The sequence below is a fragment of the uncultured Stenotrophomonas sp. genome (assembly GCF_913778665.1).
GTDB lineage: Bacteria > Pseudomonadota > Gammaproteobacteria > Xanthomonadales > Xanthomonadaceae > Stenotrophomonas.
In genome coordinates this window covers 176351-197110 of record NZ_CAJYVQ010000009.1, presented here as the reverse complement: position 1 = coordinate 197110, position 20760 = coordinate 176351, and the positions used below count along the sequence as shown (strand labels likewise).

General features: G+C 68.5%; 23 protein-coding genes. 4 read left to right on the top strand and 19 right to left on the bottom strand.

The features are described 5' to 3' along the window. Positions 1-93 precede the first annotated feature (93 nt). The 11 genes from hisIE to hisS all read right to left on the bottom strand — a co-directional run bounded on the left by hisIE (position 94) and on the right by hisS (position 9689). Positions 94-714 (bottom strand): bifunctional phosphoribosyl-AMP cyclohydrolase/phosphoribosyl-ATP diphosphatase HisIE, encoded by a 621-nt coding sequence (hisIE, locus tag QZ853_RS13290; protein WP_295573999.1) that lies wholly within the window; start codon positions 712-714, stop codon positions 94-96. Continuing rightward, positions 704-1480 carry an imidazole glycerol phosphate synthase subunit HisF gene (gene hisF / locus QZ853_RS13285; RefSeq protein ID WP_295573996.1) on the bottom strand — a complete coding sequence of 259 codons (777 nt, stop codon included), beginning with the start codon at positions 1478-1480 and terminating at the stop codon, positions 704-706. The genes hisIE and hisF overlap by 11 nt, the downstream gene beginning before the upstream one ends. Then, the gene (hisA, locus tag QZ853_RS13280; RefSeq protein WP_295573994.1) at positions 1474-2208 is read right to left on the bottom strand and encodes a 1-(5-phosphoribosyl)-5-[(5-phosphoribosylamino)methylideneamino]imidazole-4-carboxamide isomerase; all 735 of its coding nucleotides are present in this window, start codon (positions 2206-2208) and stop codon (positions 1474-1476) included. The genes hisF and hisA overlap by 7 nt, the downstream gene beginning before the upstream one ends. Next, complete coding sequence (hisH, locus tag QZ853_RS13275; protein WP_295573992.1) at positions 2205-2807, bottom strand: imidazole glycerol phosphate synthase subunit HisH; 603 nt, start codon at positions 2805-2807, stop codon at positions 2205-2207. The genes hisA and hisH overlap by 4 nt, the downstream gene beginning before the upstream one ends. After that, on the bottom strand, positions 2804-3877 hold the full coding sequence (hisB, locus tag QZ853_RS13270; protein ID WP_295573990.1) for a bifunctional histidinol-phosphatase/imidazoleglycerol-phosphate dehydratase HisB: 1074 nt from the start codon (positions 3875-3877) through the stop codon (positions 2804-2806). The genes hisH and hisB overlap by 4 nt, the downstream gene beginning before the upstream one ends. After that, positions 3874-4968: a histidinol-phosphate transaminase gene (gene hisC / locus QZ853_RS13265; protein ID WP_295573989.1), complete on the bottom strand. Its 1095-nt coding sequence runs from the start codon at positions 4966-4968 to the stop codon at positions 3874-3876. Before hisC ends, hisB begins: the two co-directional genes overlap by 4 nt. Beyond that, entirely contained in the window at positions 4965-6260 is a 1296-nt protein-coding gene (gene hisD / locus QZ853_RS13260) for a histidinol dehydrogenase (protein WP_295573987.1), read from the bottom strand. The genes hisC and hisD overlap by 4 nt, the downstream gene beginning before the upstream one ends. After that, positions 6257-7168 carry an ATP phosphoribosyltransferase gene (gene hisG / locus QZ853_RS13255; RefSeq protein WP_295573985.1) on the bottom strand — a complete coding sequence of 304 codons (912 nt, stop codon included), beginning with the start codon at positions 7166-7168 and terminating at the stop codon, positions 6257-6259. The genes hisD and hisG overlap by 4 nt, the downstream gene beginning before the upstream one ends. 34 nt (positions 7169-7202) lie before the next feature. Then, a complete protein-coding gene (locus QZ853_RS13250; RefSeq protein ID WP_108749458.1) occupies positions 7203-7511 on the bottom strand; it encodes a YerC/YecD family TrpR-related protein in 309 nt (102 codons plus the stop codon). 487 nt (positions 7512-7998) lie between these two features. Further along, on the bottom strand, positions 7999-8292 hold the full coding sequence (locus QZ853_RS13245; protein WP_295573981.1) for a hypothetical protein: 294 nt from the start codon (positions 8290-8292) through the stop codon (positions 7999-8001). Beyond that, positions 8292-9689 (bottom strand): histidine--tRNA ligase, encoded by a 1398-nt coding sequence (gene hisS, locus QZ853_RS13240; protein ID WP_295573978.1) that lies wholly within the window; start codon positions 9687-9689, stop codon positions 8292-8294. Before hisS ends, QZ853_RS13245 begins: the two co-directional genes overlap by 1 nt. A 130-nt stretch (positions 9690-9819) precedes the next feature. On the opposite strand from hisS, the gene QZ853_RS13235 reads away from it, so the two are divergent. After that, complete coding sequence (locus QZ853_RS13235) at positions 9820-10572, top strand: helix-turn-helix domain-containing protein (RefSeq protein WP_295573975.1); 753 nt, start codon at positions 9820-9822, stop codon at positions 10570-10572. Between the two features lie 131 nt (positions 10573-10703). Here QZ853_RS13235 and thrC read toward each other — a convergent pair whose 3' ends face one another. From thrC to thrA, 3 genes are read right to left on the bottom strand one after another with little or no spacing between them, the layout of a single operon-like run. Continuing rightward, positions 10704-11990, bottom strand: a complete 1287-nt coding sequence (thrC, locus tag QZ853_RS13230) for a threonine synthase (RefSeq protein WP_295573972.1) — start codon at positions 11988-11990, stop codon at positions 10704-10706. Positions 11991-12019: 29 nt separating this feature from the next. Beyond that, on the bottom strand, positions 12020-12934 hold the full coding sequence (locus tag QZ853_RS13225; RefSeq protein ID WP_295573969.1) for a homoserine kinase: 915 nt from the start codon (positions 12932-12934) through the stop codon (positions 12020-12022). Further along, positions 12931-15435 carry a bifunctional aspartate kinase/homoserine dehydrogenase I gene (thrA, locus tag QZ853_RS13220; RefSeq protein WP_295573967.1) on the bottom strand — a complete coding sequence of 835 codons (2505 nt, stop codon included), beginning with the start codon at positions 15433-15435 and terminating at the stop codon, positions 12931-12933. Before thrA ends, QZ853_RS13225 begins: the two co-directional genes overlap by 4 nt. Positions 15436-15462: 27 nt before the next feature. Here thrA and QZ853_RS13215 point away from each other — a divergent pair, with 27 nt between their 5' ends. Next, positions 15463-15759, top strand: a complete 297-nt coding sequence (locus QZ853_RS13215; RefSeq protein WP_295573965.1) for a hypothetical protein — start codon at positions 15463-15465, stop codon at positions 15757-15759. A 33-nt stretch (positions 15760-15792) separates the two neighbouring features. Here QZ853_RS13215 and QZ853_RS13210 read toward each other — a convergent pair whose 3' ends face one another. Both QZ853_RS13210 and QZ853_RS13205 read right to left on the bottom strand, forming a co-directional pair. Beyond that, positions 15793-16743: a DMT family transporter gene (locus tag QZ853_RS13210; protein WP_295573963.1), complete on the bottom strand. Its 951-nt coding sequence runs from the start codon at positions 16741-16743 to the stop codon at positions 15793-15795. 70 nt (positions 16744-16813) lie between these two features. Then, positions 16814-17515, bottom strand: a complete 702-nt coding sequence (locus tag QZ853_RS13205) for an AraC family transcriptional regulator (RefSeq protein WP_295573962.1) — start codon at positions 17513-17515, stop codon at positions 16814-16816. An 81-nt stretch (positions 17516-17596) separates the two neighbouring features. Here QZ853_RS13205 and QZ853_RS13200 point away from each other — a divergent pair, with 81 nt between their 5' ends. Continuing rightward, the gene (locus tag QZ853_RS13200) at positions 17597-18379 is read left to right on the top strand and encodes a DUF6491 family protein (protein WP_295573961.1); all 783 of its coding nucleotides are present in this window, start codon (positions 17597-17599) and stop codon (positions 18377-18379) included. Here QZ853_RS13200 and QZ853_RS13195 read toward each other — a convergent pair. The 3 genes from QZ853_RS13195 to QZ853_RS13185 form a co-directional block, all read right to left on the bottom strand. Beyond that, the gene (locus QZ853_RS13195; protein WP_295573959.1) at positions 18376-19428 is read right to left on the bottom strand and encodes a linear amide C-N hydrolase; all 1053 of its coding nucleotides are present in this window, start codon (positions 19426-19428) and stop codon (positions 18376-18378) included. The genes QZ853_RS13200 and QZ853_RS13195 overlap by 4 nt on opposite strands. Positions 19429-19495: 67 nt before the next feature. Further along, the gene (locus QZ853_RS13190) at positions 19496-19909 is read right to left on the bottom strand and encodes a DUF6691 family protein (protein ID WP_295573958.1); all 414 of its coding nucleotides are present in this window, start codon (positions 19907-19909) and stop codon (positions 19496-19498) included. Then, the gene (locus tag QZ853_RS13185) at positions 19906-20343 is read right to left on the bottom strand and encodes a YeeE/YedE family protein (protein WP_295573957.1); all 438 of its coding nucleotides are present in this window, start codon (positions 20341-20343) and stop codon (positions 19906-19908) included. The genes QZ853_RS13190 and QZ853_RS13185 overlap by 4 nt, the downstream gene beginning before the upstream one ends. Before the next feature lie 86 nt (positions 20344-20429). On the opposite strand from QZ853_RS13185, the gene QZ853_RS13180 reads away from it, so the two are divergent. Further along, the gene (locus tag QZ853_RS13180) at positions 20430-20753 is read left to right on the top strand and encodes a metalloregulator ArsR/SmtB family transcription factor (protein WP_295573956.1); all 324 of its coding nucleotides are present in this window, start codon (positions 20430-20432) and stop codon (positions 20751-20753) included. The last annotated feature ends 7 nt before the right edge of the window (positions 20754-20760 follow it).

The window sequence follows — 20760 nt, the reverse complement described above, 5'->3', positions numbered from 1 at the left end:
GTCCGGGAGAGATGAAGACTCCCTATTGTAGGGCCGAGCCATGCTCGGCTGCATTGCAAAGGCAGGTGCGGACTGTTGGTCCGCATGCCTTCCTCAACGATGGCGCTTTTCCAGCACCGCCCGCGCATCCTCCAGCGACAGCCCGCGCGCGCGCAGCAACACCAGCAGGTGGTACAGCAGGTCAGACGCCTCGCCCAGCAGCGCTTCATCGTCCTGCGCCACTGCCGCCAACGCGGTTTCCACGCCTTCCTCGCCCACCTTCTGCGCGATGCGGCGGATGCCGCCTTCGAACAACGAGGTGGTGTAGCTGCCCGATGGGCGCTGTGCCTCGCGCATCGCCACCAGCTGGTTCAGCCCGCCGAGAAAATCCTTCGGCGCACCATCGAAACAGCTCTCGGCCCCGGTGTGACAGGTCGGCCCGGCCGGGCGCGCCATCACCAGCAGCGTATCGGCATCGCAGTCCACGCTGATCGACTGCACCGCCAGCACATTGCCGGACTGCTCGCCCTTGGTCCACAGCCGCTGCTTGCTGCGGCTGAAAAAGGTCATGTGGCCGATCGCCAGCGTCGCCGCCAGCGACTCGGCGCTGACATAGCCCAGCATCAGCACCTGCAGGGTATCGGCATCCTGCACCACCGCCGGCAGGAGACCTTCGCCCTTGCCCCAGTCCAGCGCCTGCAGTGCGTCCACGGACGGCTTCACTTCAATAGACATCCCGCACCTCGATCTGCTGCTCGCGCAGGTAGCGCTTCAATTCCGGAATGGCGATGGCGCCGCTGTGGAACACGCTGGCGGCCAGCGCGCCATCCACATCGGCCTGGTCGAAGGCCGCAGCGAAGTGCTCCATCGCACCGGCACCACCGGAGGCAATCAGCGGCACCTGGCACAGCGCTCGTGCCTGCTGCAGCTGCGCCACATCGTAGCCACGGCGCACGCCGTCGCTGTCCATGCAGTTCAGCACGATCTCACCGGCGCCACGGCGCTGCGCCTCGACAATCCAGTCAAGGGTGCGCAACGGCACCGCCTGGGTCTTGCCCGGATCGCCGCTGAAACGGCGGACCCGCCATTGCCCATCGGCCTCGCGTACCGAATCGACGCCTACCACCACGCACTGCACGCCGAATTCATCGGCCAGTTCGGTAATCAGCTGGGGGCGACCCAGTGCGGGCGAGTTTATCGAGACCTTGTCGGCGCCGGCGAACAGCACGCGGCGCGCGGTCTCGACGCTGTCGATGCCACCGGCCACGCAGAACGGGATATCGATCAGGCGGGCGATGCGTTCGATCCATGCCACATCCACCGAACGCGCCTCGGGGCTGGCGCCGATGTCATAGAACACCAGCTCGTCAGCGCCCTGGTCACGGTAGCGCTGCGCAAGTTCAGCGATATCGCCCATGTCGACGTGGTCGCGGAAGCGCACGCCCTTGACAACGCGGCCATCGCGCACGTCCAGGCAGGGAATGATGCGACGGCTCAGCATGCCAGCGCCTCCACCAGGTCCATGCGCTGCTCCAGCAACGCCTTGCCGAGGATCGCGCCACCGCACCCGGCCGCGCGCGCCTCTGCGATGTCGGCCACGTTACGGACGCCGCCGGACGCCTGCACCGCCACGCCCGGCAGCAGCGCCGACAGGTGCTGGTAGAGGCTGATGTTGGGCCCGGACAGCATGCCGTCACGGGCAATGTCGGTGCACAGCAGGTGGCGCATGCCGGCGCGCGCGTAGCGCTGGGCCAGCTCGTCCAGGGTCACTCCAGCGTTCTCGGTCCAGCCGTGCACCGGCAGCTGCCATTGGCCCTGCGCATCCTGGCGGGCATCCAGCGCGATGGTGATGCGCTCGGCGCCGAACTCCTCCAGCCAGCCGACCACTTCGTCGGGGCGGCGTACTGCCAGCGAACCGACCACCACGCGGCCGGCGCCGGCATCGAGGATGCGCGCCACGTCGTCGCGGCCGCGCACGCCACCGCCGGTCTGCACCTGCAACGGGGTCTGTGCACGAATGGATGCCAACAGCGGCGCCAGCGTGTAGCCGCCGGCACGTGCGGCATCCAGGTCCACCAGGTGCATCCACCGCGCGCCCTGCGCAGCAAAGACCTGCGCGCGCGGCAGGGGGTCGTCGCCATACGAGGTTTCCTGCGCGTAGTCGCCCTGGCGCAGCCGCACCACGCGGCCATCGCGGATATCCAGCGCGGGGTAGACGATGAAACTCATGCAGCGGTGCCCTCGAGGAAATTGCGAAGCATCAGCGAGCCGGTCTCGCCGGAGCGCTCGGGGTGGAACTGTGCGCCGTAGTAACGCCCCTGCTCCACTACGGCAGTGAACAGGCCGCCGTGATCGCAGGCAGCGACGGTGTGGGTATTGAGCGGCGCCGCATAGCTGTGCACGAAGTAGGCGCTGGCGCGCTCCGGTACGCCGCGCAGCAGCAGCGATTCGCGCAGCGGCAACAGGCGGTTCCAGCCCATGTGCGGCACGCGGATGCCGCAGGCCGGCACCAGCTTGCGCACCACGCCGGGAATCAGCCCCAGTGTCTCCACGCCCGCTTCCTCGGACCGTTCGAACAGCAGCTGCATGCCGAGGCAGATACCCATCAGCGGCACTTCCAGCCGCTGCAGCGGCTCCACCAGGCCCTGCGCGTGCAGGCGCTGCATGCCGGGACCCGCCGCGCCGACGCCGGGCAGGATCACCCGCTGCGCGCCAACCAGCCCATCGGCATCGCGCACCAGCCGAACGCTGGCGCCGAGGCGTTCAAGCGCATAGCGCACCGAACCAAGATTGGCACCGCCCGCGTCGATCAGCGCAACGTCACTCACAGCGCCCCCTTGGTCGTCGGCAACGCCGTGCCCTGCCGGGCCAACGCCGGCCGCAGGGCGCGTGCCAGGGCCTTGAAGCAGGCCTCCACCTTGTGGTGGTCGTTATCACCGCGTACCTGCAGGTTGAGGTTCAACCCGCTGGCGTCGCACAGCGAGCGGAAGAAGTGCGGCACCAGCTCGGTCGGCATGTCGCCTACGCGTTCGCGCTTGAATTCGCCTTCGAAGACGAAATACGGCCGGCCGCTGAAATCCAGCGCGGCGCTGGCCAGGGTCTCGTCCATCGGCAGGGTGAAGCCATAGCGGCCGATTCCACGCTTGTCACCCAGCGCTTCGCGCAGGGCCTGGCCCAGGGCCAGCCCGGTGTCCTCGATGGTGTGGTGCTCGTCGATATGCAGGTCGCCCTCAGCCCGGATGTCCAAGGCGAAGCCGCCATGCTTGCCGATCTGTTCCAGCATGTGGTCGAAGAACGGCAGCCCGGTGGAGATGCGCGCATCACCCGCACGATCGAGGTCCAGTTCTACGCGGATCTTCGTTTCTTTCGTGTTGCGCTGGACCACTGCGGTGCGTGGCGCGTCGGCCAATGCGTGGGCGATGCCCGGCCAGTCCCACTCGCCACCAAACTGCTCGGTGCGCAGCTGGAAGCCGCGGATGTTGAGGTTGTCGGCGAACTGCAGGTCAGTGATGCGGTCCCCCACCATGCCCGAACGTGCCCAGTCGATGCTGCGGTCCTGCAGGTAGGCGGTCATCAGGCCAATACCCGGCTTGCGCGTCGGCGCGTTGTCCTGCGGCCAGCTGCAGTCGATCAGCACGTCACGGAAGGTGATGCCCTGGCTCTCGAAGATCTGCAGCATCAGGTCGTTGGGGCCATCGAAGCTGGCGCGTGGATAGCCGTCGCTGCCGAGGCCGTCCTGGTTGCTGACGATCACGAACTGGTAGCCGGCGTCGCGCAGCTTGAGCAGCGCCGGGATCACCTGCGGCACGAAGCGCAGCTTTTCGTAGGCGTCGATCTGGAAGTCGGCCGGCTCCTCGATGAGCGTGCCATCGCGGTCGATGAACAGGATCGGGGTCATGCGGCGGCCCTCCGTGCCGACAGGACCGCGAGCACGCGGTCGTTTTCTTGGGGGCTGCCGATGCTGATGCGCAGCGCATCGCCCAGCTGCGGCGCGGCGCGCTGGTCGCGCACCACCACCCCGGCGGCCAGCAGCGCGTCGAATGCGGACTGTGCGTCGACCAAGCGCACCAGCAGGTAGTTGCCGGCCGAGCGGTACACGTGGCGCACACCGGGCAAGCCAGGCAGCGCCGCCAACAGGCGTTCGCGCTCGGCGATGACCGTGGCCACCCGCTCGGTGGTCCGCGACAGCGCGGCCGGCTGCAGTGCCTGCACGGCCAGTTCCGCGCATGGGGTCGGCACTGGGTACGGCGCCTGGCAGCGACGCAGCACCGCAATCAGTTCCGGGGCGGCGATGAGGGTTCCAATGCGGGCGGCGGCCAGCGCGTGCGCCTTCGACAACGTGCGAAGTACCGCGAGGTTGGCGTGCGCGGCCAGCAGCGTGGTCGCCGACGGACGCTGCGCGTATTCGACATAGGCCTCGTCCACCACCACCAGCGCCTGCCCGCGCAACGCCGTGGCCACGCGCTCGACCTCGTCCAGACCGATATCGCTGCCGGCCGGGTTCGACGGTGCGCACAGGAACACCAGCTTGGCATTGCGCGCAGTGGCGGCCTCGATGACTGCATCCAGATCGGCACGCAGGCCGTCTTCGCCGTCCACCAGCGGTACTTCGATCAGCGGGGCGCCCTGCAGCCGTGCACAGACGGCGTACATGCCGAACACCGGCGGCGTGACCAGCACGCCATCACGGCCGGGCACGCACAGCGCGCGCACCAGCAGATCGATCGCCTCGTCACTGCCGCGCCCGACCAGCAGCTGCTGCGGCTGCACGCCATACAGTGCGGCCAGGCCTTCGCGCAGCGCCAGCGGCTGCGGTTCGGGATAGCGACGGCTGCTGCCGGTGGCATCGGCCGGATTGGCCCAGGCCGACTCGTTGGCGTTCAACCAGATCTCGCCCTGCACCGCTGCACTGCGCGCCGAACTGTAGCCGGCAAAGGCCTGCAGATCCGGGCGCACGAGTGCCAGCACGTCATCAATGGCGGCGCTCATGCGGTGGCCTCCATGCGCAGGGCAACCGCACGTTCGTGCGCGTCGAGGCCCTCGGCACTGGCGATGATGCGGGCGCAGCCGCCGATCGCGGCCAAGCCGGCGGCGCTGGCGCTCTGCACGCTGATCAGGTTCTGGAAGCTGGCAACGCTGACGCCACTGTAGGCACGCGCGGCACCGGCGGTAGGCAGCACGTGATTGGTGCCGCTGCAGTAGTCGCCCAGTGCTTCGGGGGTGTAATCCCCCAGGAACACCGAGCCGGCCGCCTGTACCTGGCCCAGCCACGTGCGCGGGTCGCGCAGGGCCAGGATCAGGTGCTCGGGCGCATAGCGGTTGCTGATCGCGAAGGCTTCGTCCAGCGAATCGACCTGGATCAGGCGCGAGGCCGACAGCGCCTGGCGTGCGATCTGCTGGCGCGGCAGCAAGGCCACCTGTCGCTCCACTTCGGCCTCGACCGCCGCCAGCATCGCACCATCGTCGGTCAACAGCAGCACCTGCGAATCCGGGCCGTGCTCGGCCTGCGACAGAAGATCGGCTGCGACGAACGCCGGGTTCGCCCCGGCATCGGCAATCACCAGTACTTCCGACGGACCGGCCGGCATGTCGATGGCGGCGGCGCCGTCCTGCGCGACCTGCTGCTTGGCTTCGGTGACGAAGCTGTTGCCGGGCCCGAACAGCTTGTCGCAGGCCGGAATGGTGGCGGTGCCATAGGCCATCGCCGCGATCGCCTGCGCGCCACCCAGCTTGAAAACGCGCTGCACGCTGGTCAGGCGCGCCGCTACCAGCACTGCCGGATCGGCGCTGCCATCGGCGCGAGGCGGCGTGCACAGCACGACCTGCGGGCAGCCGGCCAGCTGCGCCGGCACACCCAGCATCAGCGCCGTGGAGGGCAGCGGCGCGCTGCCCGCCGGCACATACAGGCCGACCCGGCCAATCGGCCGCAGCATGCGCTCGCAGACGACGCCCGGCGCAGTTTCCACTGCGTAGCCCTTGCCCATGCCAGCCTCGTGGAAGCGCGTAATGCGCTCGGCAGCTTCCACCATCGCTTGGCGCAGTTCGGCCGGCACCGCCGCATCGGCGGCCGCGAACTCGGCTTCGCTCACCTCAAAGGACGATAGCTCGACACCATCGAAACGTGCAGTAATCGCACGCAGCGCCTCGTCCCCCTGTGCGCGCACCTGCGCGATCAGCGCCGCCACCGCGTCGCGGGTCTGTTGCGCCACAGTCTGCACCGGGCGGGTCAATGCCGCGCTGCGCGCGGCCTCATCAAGTTGCGACCAGATCAGACGGTTCATGCCAGCGACCGCTCCACGCTCAACACCATCAGGCCCTGCGCGCCAGCGCGCTCCAGTTCTTCCATGCGCTGCCAGCTCAACGGGCCCGGGCACATGGTCTGCAGGCGCAGCGCACCTCCATCGGCCGGCAGTCGTACCAGCGGCTCGGCATCGGCCAGCAGCTGTGCCAGCGCATCCACACGGTCCTCGCTGGCGCGGAACATCAGGAGTTTGCGGTCCTGGCGCTGCACCACGCCGTCGAGACGGCGCAGCAGCATCGCCCGCAGCGACGCGCGTGCGTCATCCGGCACCCGCACCGCCCCAGCCAGCACCGCCTCGCTGTCTAGCAGGTTGTGCACCGGGGCCAACTGGTTGGCACGCAGCGTGGCGCCGCTGGAGACCAGGTCGCAGATCAGGTCGGCAGTACCCAAGCGCGGCGCGATCTCCACCGAACCGGACAGCTCGACGACCTGTGCGTCCACGCCCTGCTCGGCCAGCCACTGCTTGAGGATGGCCGGATAGCTGGTGGCAATCCGGGTGCCGGCCAGCTGCGCCGGGCCCTGCCACTGCCATTCCTCGGGCACCGCCAGCATCAGCCGGCACTGGCCGAAGCCCAGCCCGCGCAGCGCCTGGTACGCATCCGGCAGGCCGATCTGCCGGCGTGCCGCGGCCTGCTCATCCAGTTCATTGCGGCCGACGATGCCAAGGTCGCAGACGCCATCGGCGATCAGGCCAGGAATGTCGTCGTCGCGCACCAGCAGCAGGTCCACCGGCAGCGATTCGCCGTAGCAGAACAGCTTGTCGCGGCTTTCGCGCCAGCTCAGGCCACAGGCGCTGAGCAGATTGCGGGCGGGCTCGGCCAGCCGACCGCTCTTCTGGATGGCGATACGCAGCCGGTCTCTTGCCGGCGCTGCCTGGGTTGCACTCATGGGGGAGGTCTCGAAGTTCGGAACGGGGCGCGGATCAGCGCGAAGCAAGGCGATCGATGGCGGCGGCATAGCCTCGATGGCCATGCTCGAGCGTGCGTGCCACCCGTCCGGTGGTGGTCACGCTGACGCCGGTGCGCTCGTGGATCTCGCGATACGGCACACCCTGTTGCAGCAGCGGCACCACCTTCCAACGGTCGGCCATGGCTTCCAGCTCGGCCGGCGTGCACAGGTCACGCAGGAAGGCGAGTACCTGGTCGGGTTCGCGCAGGGCGGCAAAGGCCTGGGCCAGCGAGTCGAGGTCAGCCTGGGGGTCTTTGGCGGCGATGTCGGGACGGGCTTTCACGGGGTGGAGTTCTTGCATCAATGTAATAGCGCGCTAGTACATTAGCGCATTCTTGCGCAGTGCGTCAAATCATGGATCTGGGGACTGGCAGGGCTGCTGCCCTGCACCCGCAGAGGCCGCAGCAACAGCAAATCCTGGGTTCCCAGCGTTGGAGGTGTGGTCCGGCTGAGGGGGGACGCTGCAAGTACCCCTCCGGGGCCCGGCCCAGCCGCTGGCCGCCGTGCGTTCGGGCGCTTGCGAAGCAGTGCTTCGCAAGCAAAGCGCCCTCCCCCATGTAAGCTCGGTCGCCGCATCCATGCGGCTCACGCCCCCTCAACCGGCCCCACCCCGGCTTCGACAGTTGGCCGCGATCTGCTGGATCTCGCTGGGAACTGATCAGGAACGGCTTTTGCAGAGTCGAGTCATGCTCGACTGCGCGTCGTCCGGAAACGAAAAACGCCCACCGAAAGGTGGGCGTTTTTCGTTCAGATCAATAACCTGCCCCGGCTCAGGGCATACAGCGCACCTCAGCCTGCAGCGCACCGCGCCGCAGGCACTCGCCGAACAGGCTGCCCTGCCGGCTCGGCAGGGACTGGATGTTCTCCAACGCGCCCACGCCCGCCGGGCACTTCCGCGCGGCCAGGGCCTGCAGGTCGCTCTCAAGCTGACCGCGGTCGATCACGTGGCAGCGATCGACCTGCAACCGGTACTGTGCCGGACCGATCCGCGCCGCATGCAGCGCCGGATCACTCTGGCAGCCCGCCAGCAGGAGCACGAAAGGCACTCCCGCGGCGGTGCGCATCACGCCATCGCCTTCGACTGCTCCAGCTCCACCTGCAAGGTGCTGGCCAGCTCGTCGCGGGAGACTTCGAACTGCTGCTCGCGCACCAGGTCCTTCACCGCCACCACGCCACGCGCCAGCTCATCCTCACCCGCCAGCACCACGAAGCGGATACCCGCCTTTGCCGCGTACTGGAACTGCTTGCCGATCTTCTTCGGCTCCATCTGCACTTCGGTGTTGATGCCACCGGCGCGCAGGCGGCGGGCGATGTCCAGCGACTGCGGCATCCCCTGCTCGTCCATCAGCGCCACCAGCGCCTGCACGCTGCTGGCTTCAATGCCGTCGATCAGGCCGGCCTCGCGCAGCTGCCAGAACAGGCGCGACAAGCCGATGGAGATGCCCACGCCCGGCAGCTTGGACTTGCTGTAGTGGCTGGCCAGGTCTTCATAACGGCCGCCCGAGCAGATCGAGCCGATCTGCGGATGGTCGGTCAGCGTGGTCTCGTACACGGTACCGGTGTAGTAATCCAGGCCACGCGCAATCGAGAAATTCAGGCAATAGGCGCTTTCCGGCACGCCCAGCGCCTGCACCAGCTGCAGCACCTCGCGCAGTTCGGCGACGCCGGCACGCAGCGTCTCCGACGATGCCGCGCCCGCTTCCAGTGCGGCCAGCTGCGACAGCGCATCGTCGTGACCCTGCGAACGCACGGCGACGAACGCCAGGATCTTCTCGACCTGTGCGGCCGGGATCCCGAAGCCCTCGCCCACCAGCGTTTCGCGCACGTAATCGGCACCACGCTTGTCCAGCTTGTCCACTTCGCGCAGCACCGCCAGCTGGCGCTCGCCCTCTGCCACGCCCAGGCTTTCGAAGAAGCCGCGCATCAGCTTGCGGTTGTTCAGCTGGATGCTGAAGTCGCCGATACGCAGTTCCGAGAACACCGCGTGAATGACCGCCAGCACTTCGGCGTCGTAGCGCACGCTCAGGCTGTCCTTGCCGATCACGTCGATGTCGCACTGGTAGAACTCGCGAAAACGACCGCGCTGGGCACGTTCGCCACGGTACACGCGCTGCATCTGGTAGCGGCGGAACGGGAAGGTCAGCTCGTGTTCGTGCTCGGCCACGTAGCGGGCCAGCGGCACGGTCAGGTCGAAACGCAGCGCCATTTCCGGCAGCGAACGATCACCCGATTCGGCGGCGTTGGCCAGCGCACCGGTGGACTGAACGAAATACACCTGGCGCTCGGTCTCGCCACCCGACTTGGTCAGCAGCACGTCGGACAGCTCGAACACCGGCGTCTCCACCGGCAGGAACCCGAAGCGCTCGTAGTTGCGGCGGATGACGTCCAGCATGCGCTGGAACGCAATCTGCTCGCGCGGCAGCAGTTCAAGGGTGCCGGGCGGGGTACGGGGCTTGATCACGGGCGGAACTCCTGCTGGAACGGGACGTGGGAGGGGGCGACATTCTAGCGCCCCCGCCTCCGGCAAGGTCGAACGGCCGCTTGAAGTATCATAAGGCCCTCCCCGCCCGCGATACGCCCCCCCCCGCAACATGTCACGGCCTTCCGGCGCTCCGCCCGCCACCCACGACCCCGCCTCGCCGTCCTGCGCCACGCTGGACTGCCTGCACTGCTCGGTTCGCCACCTTGCGGTGTGCTCGGCGCTGTCGCCCGATGAAGTGCAGGCGCTGGAACAGGTGACGGTTTCCCAGCAGGTGTCGATGGGCAGCACCCTGGCCCGCACCGGCGAGGAACGCCAGCATGTCTATACATTGACCGGCGGCGCATTGCGCCTGGTGCGCACGCTGGCCGATGGCCGGCGCCAGATCAACGGCTTCGTGTTGCCCGGCGACTATCTGGGCCTGAGCAGCAGCGATCACCATCGCTACGACATCGAGGCCATCGCCGACAGCCGCGTGTGCCGTGTCGCCCTGCCACAGATGAAGGCCTTGCGCAGCCGATTCCCGCACCTGGAGCGGAAGCTGCTGCAGCGCGCCTGCCAGGAGCTGGACGCCGCGCAGGACGCCGCCCTGGCACTGGCGCGCCTGCAGCCGGCCGAGAAGCTGGCCGACTTCCTGCTGCGCCTGGCCGCGCGCGAAGCCCGCCTCGGTGGCAACGGCCTGCGCGTGTCGCTGCCGATGGGCCGTGGCGACATCGCCGACCATCTGGGCCTGACCATGGAAACGGTCAGCCGCACCTTCACCAAGCTGCGCCAACAGGGCCTGATCGCCCTGCCCCACCTGAACGTGGTGGAGATCCTCGACGAGGATGGGCTGCGCGGACTGGCCGGTGAAGGGTTGATCTGACCGCAATACGGTTGGTTGGGTTGCCGGCCAGCGGCCGGCACTACCGGGCTGCGGCCATCCGCTCGCGCCCAACCAGCGTTGCATGCTTCTGGTAGTGCCGGCCGCTGGCCGGCCCCCCCGGACATCGCCGATCAACGCAACAACACCTCGCGCAACGCCGCGTAATCGGCAGCCATCGGCTCGGCGTGCGCAGGTCGCCGCAACAACGCATCCAATGCCGGCGGTACCGCCACCGCTTCACCGATCAACGGTTCCACCACCGCTTCGAACTTTGCCGGATGCGCGGTGGCCACCACCGCCCAGTCGCCCTTGGCGCCGCGCGCGCGCAGGTCCTGCAGCACCTTCACCGCCGTCGCGGTGTGCGGGCAGAACAGCTCGCCCCGGCTCGCATGTGCAGCGGCAATGGTGGCGCGGATGGACACGTCATCCACCGCGAACGCGCGGAACGCCGCGCGCAGTTCGGCATCGTCGCCGTGATACAGCCAGCGCAGCCGCTCGAAATTGCTCGGCGCGCCCACGTCCATCGCATTGGCCACGGTCGCCACGCTTGGCTGCGGCCGGTAATCGCTGCCATTGAAGTACGCCGGCAGCACGGCGTTGGCATTGGTCGCCAGCGCGATCTGGCCGATCGGCACGCCCAGCGCGCGCGCCAGCACCGCGGCCATCGCGTTGCCGAGGTTGCCGGTCGGCACCACCAGATTCAGCCGGCGACGGGTGTGGGCGTGATGGGTCAGTGCCGCGTGCGCGTAGTAGCTCATCTGCGGCAGCAGGCGGCCCAGGCTGATGCTGTTGGCCGAGCTCAGCGGCATCTGGGCCTGTAGTTCGCGGTCGGCCAGTGCCTGCTTGACCATCGCCTGGCAGTCGTCGAACGCCCCTGCCACGCGCAAGGCCAGAATGTTGTCGCCGAAGCAGCCGAGCTGGTGCGCCTGCCGGGGCGACACGCGGCCCTCCGGATACAGCACCACCACGCGCACGCCCGGCTGGCGATGGAATGCGGCCGCCACCGCGGCACCGGTATCGCCGGAGGTGGCAACAACAATCGTCAGGTCTTGATCCTTGCCGGCCTGCAGCCGCGACAGCGTGCCAGCCAGGAAGCGCGCACCGATGTCCTTGAACGCTGCGGTCGGCCCATGGAACAACTCCAGCACATGATCGCCATTGCCGAGCGGACGCAGCGGCACCGGGAAGTCGAAGGCCTCACGGCAGATTGACGGTAGCGCGGATTCCAGCGCATCGCCGGCAAAGAACGGCGCCAGCAGATCGGCCGCGGTATCGGCCAGCGCCGCGCCCTCGCGCAATTCACGTGCGGCCGGCAGCATCTCCGGCACATACAGGCCGCCATCGGGCGCCAATCCAGCGGCGATGGCCGCGCTGAGGCCGACGGCCGGCGATTGGCCACGGGTCGAGACGAATTGCATGGGTTCGGTATCCAAAAAAGGGGAAGGATTCAACACAGCCGGGCTCCCGGTGCGTCCAGCGGCGACACCCAGGCATCGCTTTCCAGGCCGGCGGCGGCAAAGGCGGACTGCACCAGCGCGGCGGCGGCATGGGCCAGTCCGGCGTCCTCGAACCAGGCGAACACGCTGGGGCCGGCACCGGAGATGCCTGCACCCAATGCGAGCGCCGACAGCGCTGCATCGCGGGCTGCTTCAAAGCCCGCGATCAGGCCAGCTCGCCGCGGCTCCACCAGCACATCGCGCAACCCGGCCCGCACCAGCCCGGCATCACCGCGATGGCAGCCGCTGAGCACCAGCGCCAGGTTCGCGCTCTGCGCCACGAACTCGCCCAAGGCATAACTGCCCTGCAACGCCTGACGTGCGCGCCGCGTTTCCAGCACTGCGTGCGGGTGCACCAGCAGGCTGTGCCATTGCGCCGGCACCGGAATCGGCACCAGCCGGTCGGCCGTGCACAACGCCAGTCCACCCAGCAGCAGCGGGCCCACGTTGTCACCATGGCGGCCGCCACTGGCGACCGCCTCGCCATCCAGCGCGAACGGATACAACGCCTCGCGCGACAGCGGCCTCTCCAGCAGCGCGTTGGCGGCGACCAGCGCTGCCACGCAAGAGGCTGCCGACCCCCCCATGCCCGAACCGAACGGAATGCCCTTGTCGATCTCGATCGCGAAGCCGAACCCCAGCCCCAGCCGCTCGCGCATCGAAATCAACGCGGCGCCGGCGGTATTGCCAGCCGCGTCCAGCGGCAACTCGACCGCGCTCCCGCGGATCGCATCGATGCGCACCACCGGCTCATCGATGCAGCGCACGCTCACGGTATCGCCAATGCCCGCAATCGCGTGGCCAAGAATGTCGAAGCCGACCGCGACATTGGCCACCGAAGCAGGCGCGAACGCACGTGCGATCACAGGCGTGCTCCTTCACCGGCGGCCACCCGCAGCAGGTCGGCGAACACACCGGCAGCGGTCACTTCCGGTCCGGCACCGGGGCCCTGCACCACCAGCGGATTGTCGCAGTATCGACGGGTACGGAACTGCACCACATTGTCCGTCAGCCGCAGGTTGGCGAAGGCATGGTCGGCCGGCAGTTCCAGCAGGCCGACCGAAGCGCCATCGCTACCGAGCCGCGCCACATAGCGCAGCACCGCGCCGCGCGCGCGCGCCTCCGTCAGCCGCTGCAGCAGGCTGGCATCGGACTCGCCCAGGCGCGCCATGAAGTCATCCACGCTGCCGTCGCGCAGCAGCGCCGGCACCAGGCTTTCCACCTGCACCTGCTCCAGGCTGAGCGTGTGACCGGCCTCGCGCGCCAGGATCACCAGCTTGCGCGCCACATCCACGCCGGACAGATCGTCACGCGGATCCGGCTCGGTGTAGCCCATCGAGCGCGCCTGTGCCACCAGCGCCGAGAACGGCTGGCTGCCGTCGAAGCGGTTGAACAGCCAGGCCAGCGTGCCGGAGAAAATGCCTTCGATGGCCAGCACCTCGTCACCGGTATCAACCAGATCACGCAGCGTGGTGATCACCGGCAAGCCAGCGCCCACCGTGGCCTCGTAACGGAAGCGCGCACCGCTGGCGGCCGCTGCGGCACGGATGCGCTCGTAACGCGGCAGCGGCCCGGCGCCGGCCTGCTTGTTCGGGGTGACCACATGGATACCGGCCGCCAGCCATCCCTCGTAGCGCTCGGCCACTTCAGCGCTGCCACTGCAGTCGATCACCACCGCATGCGGCAGGTGCGCGGCCAGCAGGTGTTCGGTGAAGCGATCCAGATCGCTGGGCTCACCCGCCTGCTGCAGGGCATCACGCCAGTCCGCATGCAGGCCATCCGCCTCCAGCCGCATGCGCGAACGCGAGGCCAGGGCGCGCAGGCGCAGGTCGACGTTGGCCTTGGCCAGCAGCTGCGGCCCAGCGGCCAGCAGCTGGTCCAGCAGCGCGGCACCGACATTGCCCGGGCCGATCACGCCCACCGCAAACGTCTGCGGCGACAGCCAGAAGCCCGCATGCGCGGCGCGCAGCGCACGGGTGGCATCGGCACTGTCCACCGCCACGGAGATGTTGCGCTCGGACGAGCCCTGCGCAATCGCCAGGATGTTCACCTGCGCACGCCCCAGCGCTTCGAACAGGCGCGCGGCCACGCCCGGCTGGCCGGCCATGCCATCGCCGACCGCGGCCAGGACGCTGACGCCCTCGCTGACCTGCACGCGCTGCACCTGGCCTACCGACAGCTCATGCGCGAACGTGTGCAGCAGCGCCTCGCGACCGCGCGCGGCCTCAGCGACCCGCACCACGCAGCAGATCGAGTGCTCCGAAGAACCCTGCGAGATCATCACCACCGACACCTGTGCCTGGCGCAGCGCCGCGAACACGCGCTCGGCGGTACCGGGCACGCCAATCAGGCCGGTGCCCTCCAGGTTCAGCAGGGCAAGCCCGGGGCTCAGGGTCAGGCCCTTCACCGGCCCGCGCAGCGAGCGTTCGGCACTGATGCGCGTACCCGGGTGCGCCGGCTGGAACGTGTTGCGGATGAAGATCGGCAGGCCGAGGCGGATGGCCGGCGACATGGTCTGCGGGTGCACGACCTTGGCGCCGAAGTACGCCAGTTCGCAGGCCTCGTCGTAGCTGAGGGATTCCAGCTGCACCGCTTCGGGCACCAGCCGCGGGTCGGCCGACAGCACGCCGTCGACGTCGGTCCAGATGTGCAGTTCATCGGCATTGAACAGCGCAGCAAAGATCGCCCCGGAGTAGTCACTGCCATTGCGGCCCAGGGTGGTGATGCGGTCATCGCGGTCACGGGCAACAAAGCCGGTGGCCACCAGCCGCGACGGCGGGTGCTGCAGGCGCCACTTGGCGAGCCGGTCCGCACTGGCCTCCCAGTCGACATCCACGCCGAGTTCGCCGTGCCCGACCACCAGCACGTCGCGCGCATCGAGTACCGCGCAGTCTTCGCCCAGCGCGCGCAGATGCGTGCCGAGCAGCTGCGCGGAAAACACTTCGCCCAGGCCCTGCACACGGTCGAGCACCTCGCGGGGCAGCTCGCCGATCACCGCGAGCGCCGCCAGCACTTCGGCGAGCTGATCGAAGCGGGCATCGATCCAGTCCACAGTATCGCCCACCTGCTCGCCGAGCAGCGCCACGGCGGCACCGCGATGACGCGCGCGCAGCGCATGCCAGGCCTCGCGCCAACCCTCCTCCCCCTTGGCCGCCAGCTGTGCCATCTCGATCAGTGCGTCAGTGACGCCCTTCATGGCCGAAACGACGGTGACCTGCAGCGATTCGGGACGCGCCAGCAGCAGGCTGGCGACATGACGGTAGCGCTCGGCGTCGGCCACCGACGTGCCGCCGAACTTGTGCACGACGATGGACGGCGCGGCCAGATCGGCCGGAACAACGGGATGGGCGGGGGCGTGGGAAGACATGCAGACCTCGGCAGGAGGCCCCGTCGCATGCCAGTGTCGAGTTTCCCCGCCACCTGGATGGTGCGGGGCCGTGGTTTTCGGGAGTTACGCGAAGACGACGGGCCGCACCAGGGCAGTGGTGACGGTGGTGGTGGTAATGGTGGTGATGGCGACCGGCGCAGTCGAACGGCCCGCGGTGGCGGGAGCGATCAAGCTGGCGTGGGCGGCATCAAGGACCATGGGCTACAGAAAACACTGCGCGCCCGGCAGCTGTCAAGTGCTGCAATGCAAAAATCGACTGCGGCGATCATCGCTCAACGTGCCGGCATTTGGTTGCATCTGTGACAAAGCGGGCATCAGCGCGCTTGACGCCTGCAACTAGCCCACATGTTCGGCGATCGCCTGCGGCGCACGATGGGCATGCGCGCACAGCATCACCCCGGCGACCAGGAACACGATCGCCAACGCTTCCAGCAGGGTTGGCCAGCGACCCTGCCATGCGAACGCGTACAACAACGCGAACAAGGTTTCGAACACGATCATCTGGCCGGTGAGGGTCAGCGGCAGCAGCCGGCTGGCGCGATTCCAGAACGCATTGCCGAGGATCGAGGCCACCACCGCCACGCCCGCGCTGATCGCCCAGAAGGTGCTCCACTGTGCCGGGGCATGGCTGCCGCTGTGGCCGATGAACGCCATCGGCACCAGCAGCAGCGCCAGGCCGCCGGTGGTGACGCCGGTCAGCAGTGACCAGTCGTGGCTGGACAGATCCGGCCGGCGTGCCAGCCAGCGGCTGTTGCCGATCGAGTACACCGCCCAGGAGAACAGCGCTCCGAAGGCGCACAGCAGGCCGATCACGCGTTGCCGCCACGGCGTTGCCAGATGCTCGGACATCAATGCTTCCCCGCCGACCAGCGCCACACCCAGCACGCATAGACCCAGCGCGGGCAGCAGTTGTTTCAGTGGCACTGCGCCCTGCTCGCGCACGCCGACCACGGTCACCACCACGGGAATCAGGCCAACGATGAGCGATGCGGCCGCTCCGCCGGCCCACTGCACGGCCATGGCCAGCAGCAGGAAGTAGACCAGGTTGCCGGCCAGGCTCAGCCACAACAGGCCGGTCCATTCCGCACGCCCCAGCTGCGGCGCCAACCGCTTCCAGCGCGGCAGCAGCAAGGCCACCGCGATCAGGCCATAGACCAGGTAGCGACCGGCGGACAGTTGCAGAGCATTGAACGACTGCAGCACGGCGGGCGCGAGGAAGACCACGCCCCACAGCGCGCCGGCGGCGACGCCATTGGCGATGCCCAGGGCCATCGGGTTGTTGCGCATTGGAATTGTTCGGGGGAAAGCACAGGCCGCGCAGTGTAAGCGGCGGCGCCGAGCGCGTTCTTGACCCAGGCTACTGCCCCGCCCCTCCCCTGCGCCAGGCTGCGGGCGTCTGGCCGCATTCGCGGCGCAGCGCGCGGGTCAGTGCACTGTGCTCGGAATAGCCTGCGGCCAGCGCAATATCGCTGATCGACGCGGTGCTCACGCGCAGCTCGTGCTTGGCCCAGCGCAGCCGGCATGCACTGAGCCAGGCCTGCGGACTGAGCCCGAATTCCCGCTGGAACAGCGCGTGCAGGCGGCTTTCGCCGACCCCCACGAAGGCCGCCATGCGCGCCACCGGCCACGACTGGCCTGGGTCAGCCTGCACCGCCGCGCACAGCCCCTGCATGCGTGCGCCACTGCCGGCAGGGGCGAATGCATGCAGCAGGCGCGGCAGCAGTGCCGGCACCGGTTGCCCGGCCCGCACCTCCGCAAGGGAGCGGCGCAGGCCCAGCGGCAGGTGCAGCCAGCGCTGCCGGCACAGGTGTTCCTGGGTGCCGTCATCCAGCACACCCGGCGCGCAATCCACGATCACGAACCCATTTGGCCCCTCGGCCATCTGGTCGTGCGCCTCGCCAGCGGCCACGAAAGCGCCCTGCAGCAGGTCCAACCGACCACCGCGCCCGTCGATCTCGAACTGCAGTTCGCCCTGCAGCGGCAGCACCCACTGGGCGTAGTCATGGCGGTCCAGGCCGGTGGCCTGGCCGTAGTGCCGCAGGTGGAAAATAGCGCCCATCGGCGCAGTGTGCGCGTGTAGCACAGGCCGTGCAAACCCCTGCTATAGTCGGCCCGTCAACCCACGCAGGGAGTGCAGGTCATGACCCATCAGCACGCGTCTTTGCTGCTCGCCGCCAGCCTTGGCCTGGCCCTCGCCGCGACGGCCTCCGCACAGGGGCGCACGCCACCGGCCCCACACTGCATGGATGCGGTTGGCGTGCAGGAAGTCGAGCAGGCCTCGCCACGCTCGATTTCGCTACGCGCCGCCTCCGGCCAGGCCTATCGCATCGACTTCAACGAAGACTGCCCCGGTGTTCGCGGCGCCACCACGCTGAAACTGGAGGCACCGGCCGGCTGGGCCTGCGGTCGTCCCAGTGAACGGGTGGTAGTGGACGGCCACAGTTGCGCGGTCAGTGCAGTCACGCCGGTGCAGAACCGCGATTACGCCAGCGTCGCCCGCGACAGCGATCGCCTGCACACGGCCACCCTGCCAGCGCTGACCATCCGCGAACGCAAGGACGTCCGCCGCGGCTTCGGCGGCTCGCCATCCTACTGCTTCGCCACCCGCAACGTGCGCGGCTGGTCGTCCGACACGCAGGGCATGCTGGTGGAAACCAACCCGAAGCGCAGCGGCGGCCACCGCTTCTACCGTGTCGAACTGGGCAGCCACTGCCTGCAGCTCGACCGCGCCCCGGAATTGAGCTTCAGGTCCGGCATGCAGAACGGCCTGATCTGCGGTAACCCGGGTGACCGCGTGGTCACCGCCGATTTCGCAAGCTACGACGAGCGCAGCGACGAGCTGGCGCCACTGCCCCGCTACACCAGCCGGGGCGCCTGCACGATCCAGGCGGTCTACCCGGCCTCCAGCCAGGCGTCGAACTAACCGTCGACGCCAAGGAAGGTGAACGGCGCGCTGGGCACGAACTGGCCCAGCGCGTCACCGGCGAACGTATTGCGCTGGTCCGGGCCGAGATCCAGCTTGAGCACCTTGCCGCCGAAGTCAACCTTGTTCAGATCCACCCAGAACGTGTTCGGTGTCAGTGCCGATTCAAAGAAGTACAGCCGCCGCTTGTGGTCGGCCACGGTACGCCAGCGCGTGGATGATATGTTCGGTTCGCCCGGGGTGGTGATGCCATACGGCACCGAGGTATTGCGGATCACGCTGAACACGCTGGCCAACGCCACCACCGGATCCTCGGCCTTGGGAATGGCGTTGATGTAGAAAGAGGCGCGCGCGAAGCGATCGGCCGAGCGGTTGGTCCCGGGCAGCATCACCGTGCCACCGATCTGCTGCCAGTAAGTGTTGAGCGCCAGCTGCTGCTCGAAGATCGGCGAGTTGGTCATCACCTGGTAGCGACGATCATGATGGATCACCTGGCGACCGCCGATGTATTCGACGATGGCACTGTCACCCGTTGCGTCGGACAGCGACAGATGCAGCGTGGCCTGCCGGTCCTCGCCGGGCACCTTGTCGGTGACGATCGAGTAGGGCTCACGCTTCAATGCGGCCACAGCCTCGTCCACCGTTGCAAAGTTGTCGAGCACGTACTGCGCCCACAGCGAGATCGCCAAGCCCGGCTTGTTGCCGCGCTGCTGCGGATACTCCGATTCGACCAGCCACAGCAGGTTGGCGACCAGGCCCTTTTCGTTCATGCCGTCGGTGGTCGATACGTCGTAGCCGGTGGCAACCACGCTGCCGTAGCGCGCGGTCCAGGCCAGCGACTTCGGCCCGGCCTGGCCGGTGCGCGCCATGCCGCGCGGCAGCACGTACAGGTTGGTCGCCACATCGACCTTCCAGTCCATCGAGCGGGCGGTGATCACATCACCGTTGTCGCCCAGGTAGACCGCCCGCGTGCACGCGATCGCCGGTGCGATCGCCGTTGCCAGTGCCACGGCCGCCATCGCCCTTCCCTTCCACTTCATCCGTGCCATGTCGTTGCGCTCCGTTCCCCGTTATCCGGAGATATGACCGCACACACGGTGACACGGCGGTGAAGCCTCAGCGGATGAAGCGGTCTTGCAGCCAGAACCCTGCCAGCATCGCCGGCACGAACCACAGGGCCTCGCGCGAGGCGACCGCCAGCCCGGCGATGGCCGGACCCGGGCAGTAGCCCGCCCATCCCCAGCCGCTGCCGAACAGGACGGCGCCCAGCAGCAGGCGTGCGTCAACAGCGCGTGCGGCAGGCAACTGGAAGCGCGTCGCGAACACCGGATGCGCACGTCGCAGCACCCAGCGCTGGCCCAGCGCGCTGACCAGTACGGCCGAAGCCAGCACCCAAGCCAGTGTAGGATCAAAGTCCCCGGCCACGTCGAGGAAGCCCAGCACGCGACGCGGGTCGGTCATGCCGGCCAGTGCCAGCCCCGCGCCGAACAGCGCGCCGGCCAGGCCTGCGGCCCAGGTCGCGCGGCTCATGCTGAGGCTCCGCCGTGACGGATCACGAACGTGGCCAGCATGGCGCAGGCCATGAACACCAGCACCGCCACCCACGATCGCCGCGCGCCGCGCGCCATCCCGCACACACCATGGCCACTGGTGCAGCCATTGCCGAGGCGGGCACCGAAGCCGACCAGCAGCCCCGCACCGACCAGCTGCCAGGCCGGCAGCGCGTCACGGATCAACGCGTTCGCGGGGGTCCCTGGCGCCACCTGCCACCACAGCACCCCACCCGCGGCGAGCAGCAGGCCGAACAGGAACGCCCAGCGCCAACTCCGATCGCCCGGCACCGAAGCCAAGCTGCCCGCGGCGATGCCGCTGATGCCGGCGACGCGGCCGCTCGTCGCCAGCAACAGCACAGCGGCCGCACCCATCAGGCCGCCACCGGCCACCGCAGCCCAAGGCACGTTCATGCGCCACCCTCGCTCATTCCGCTCATCGGATTGCCATTTTATTTAGATTTTTCTAAATTAGCTTCATCTAAACATAAAGGTCAACCATGGCCCGCTCCCGACTCGACAGCGCCGCGATGGCCGAGCACGCCGCGCAGGCCGCCAACCTGCTCAAGAGCCTCGCCCACCCTGCGCGCCTGCGGGTGTTGTGTCGCTTGGTGGAGGGCGAAGCCCCGGTACCGGAGCTGCAGGCGCTGACCGGACTGAGCGGGTCGGCGCTGTCGCAGCATCTGGCTGTATTGCGCGCACTGGATGTGGTGGCCACGCGCCGCGAAGCACAGGCGATTCACTACCGCGTACTCGAAGGACCGGCGCTGGGCGTACTGCAGGCATTGCACGTGGCTTATTGCGGCGGTACGACAAAGCGTTGACGGCCGG

Excerpts from the sequence above, each read along its gene's own strand:
- QZ853_RS13235 (WP_295573975.1), top strand. The coding sequence starts at position 9,820 with ATGTCACGGCCTTCCGGCGCTCCGCCCGCCACCCACGACCCCGCCTCG.
- hisA (WP_295573994.1), bottom strand. The coding sequence starts at position 2,208 with ATGAGTTTCATCGTCTACCCCGCGCTGGATATCCGCGATGGCCGCGTG.
- thrA (WP_295573967.1), bottom strand. The coding sequence starts at position 15,435 with ATGTCTTCCCACGCCCCCGCCCATCCCGTTGTTCCGGCCGATCTGGCC.
- hisB (WP_295573990.1), bottom strand. The coding sequence starts at position 3,877 with ATGACCCCGATCCTGTTCATCGACCGCGATGGCACGCTCATCGAGGAG.
- hisIE (WP_295573999.1), bottom strand. The coding sequence starts at position 714 with ATGTCTATTGAAGTGAAGCCGTCCGTGGACGCACTGCAGGCGCTGGAC.
- QZ853_RS13200 (WP_295573961.1), top strand. The coding sequence starts at position 17,597 with ATGACCCATCAGCACGCGTCTTTGCTGCTCGCCGCCAGCCTTGGCCTG.
- thrC (WP_295573972.1), bottom strand. The coding sequence starts at position 11,990 with ATGCAATTCGTCTCGACCCGTGGCCAATCGCCGGCCGTCGGCCTCAGC.
- hisC (WP_295573989.1), bottom strand. The coding sequence starts at position 4,968 with ATGAGCGCCGCCATTGATGACGTGCTGGCACTCGTGCGCCCGGATCTG.
- QZ853_RS13205 (WP_295573962.1), bottom strand. The coding sequence starts at position 17,515 with ATGGGCGCTATTTTCCACCTGCGGCACTACGGCCAGGCCACCGGCCTG.
- QZ853_RS13215 (WP_295573965.1), top strand. The coding sequence starts at position 15,463 with ATGCCAGTGTCGAGTTTCCCCGCCACCTGGATGGTGCGGGGCCGTGGT.
- QZ853_RS13185 (WP_295573957.1), bottom strand. The coding sequence starts at position 20,343 with ATGAACGTGCCTTGGGCTGCGGTGGCCGGTGGCGGCCTGATGGGTGCG.
- QZ853_RS13245 (WP_295573981.1), bottom strand. The coding sequence starts at position 8,292 with ATGCGCACCGCCGCGGGAGTGCCTTTCGTGCTCCTGCTGGCGGGCTGC.
- hisG (WP_295573985.1), bottom strand. The coding sequence starts at position 7,168 with ATGAGTGCAACCCAGGCAGCGCCGGCAAGAGACCGGCTGCGTATCGCC.
- QZ853_RS13190 (WP_295573958.1), bottom strand. The coding sequence starts at position 19,909 with ATGAGCCGCGCGACCTGGGCCGCAGGCCTGGCCGGCGCGCTGTTCGGC.
- hisD (WP_295573987.1), bottom strand. The coding sequence starts at position 6,260 with ATGAACCGTCTGATCTGGTCGCAACTTGATGAGGCCGCGCGCAGCGCG.
- QZ853_RS13210 (WP_295573963.1), bottom strand. The coding sequence starts at position 16,743 with ATGCGCAACAACCCGATGGCCCTGGGCATCGCCAATGGCGTCGCCGCC.
- QZ853_RS13195 (WP_295573959.1), bottom strand. The coding sequence starts at position 19,428 with ATGGCACGGATGAAGTGGAAGGGAAGGGCGATGGCGGCCGTGGCACTG.
- QZ853_RS13180 (WP_295573956.1), top strand. The coding sequence starts at position 20,430 with ATGGCCCGCTCCCGACTCGACAGCGCCGCGATGGCCGAGCACGCCGCG.
- hisF (WP_295573996.1), bottom strand. The coding sequence starts at position 1,480 with ATGCTGAGCCGTCGCATCATTCCCTGCCTGGACGTGCGCGATGGCCGC.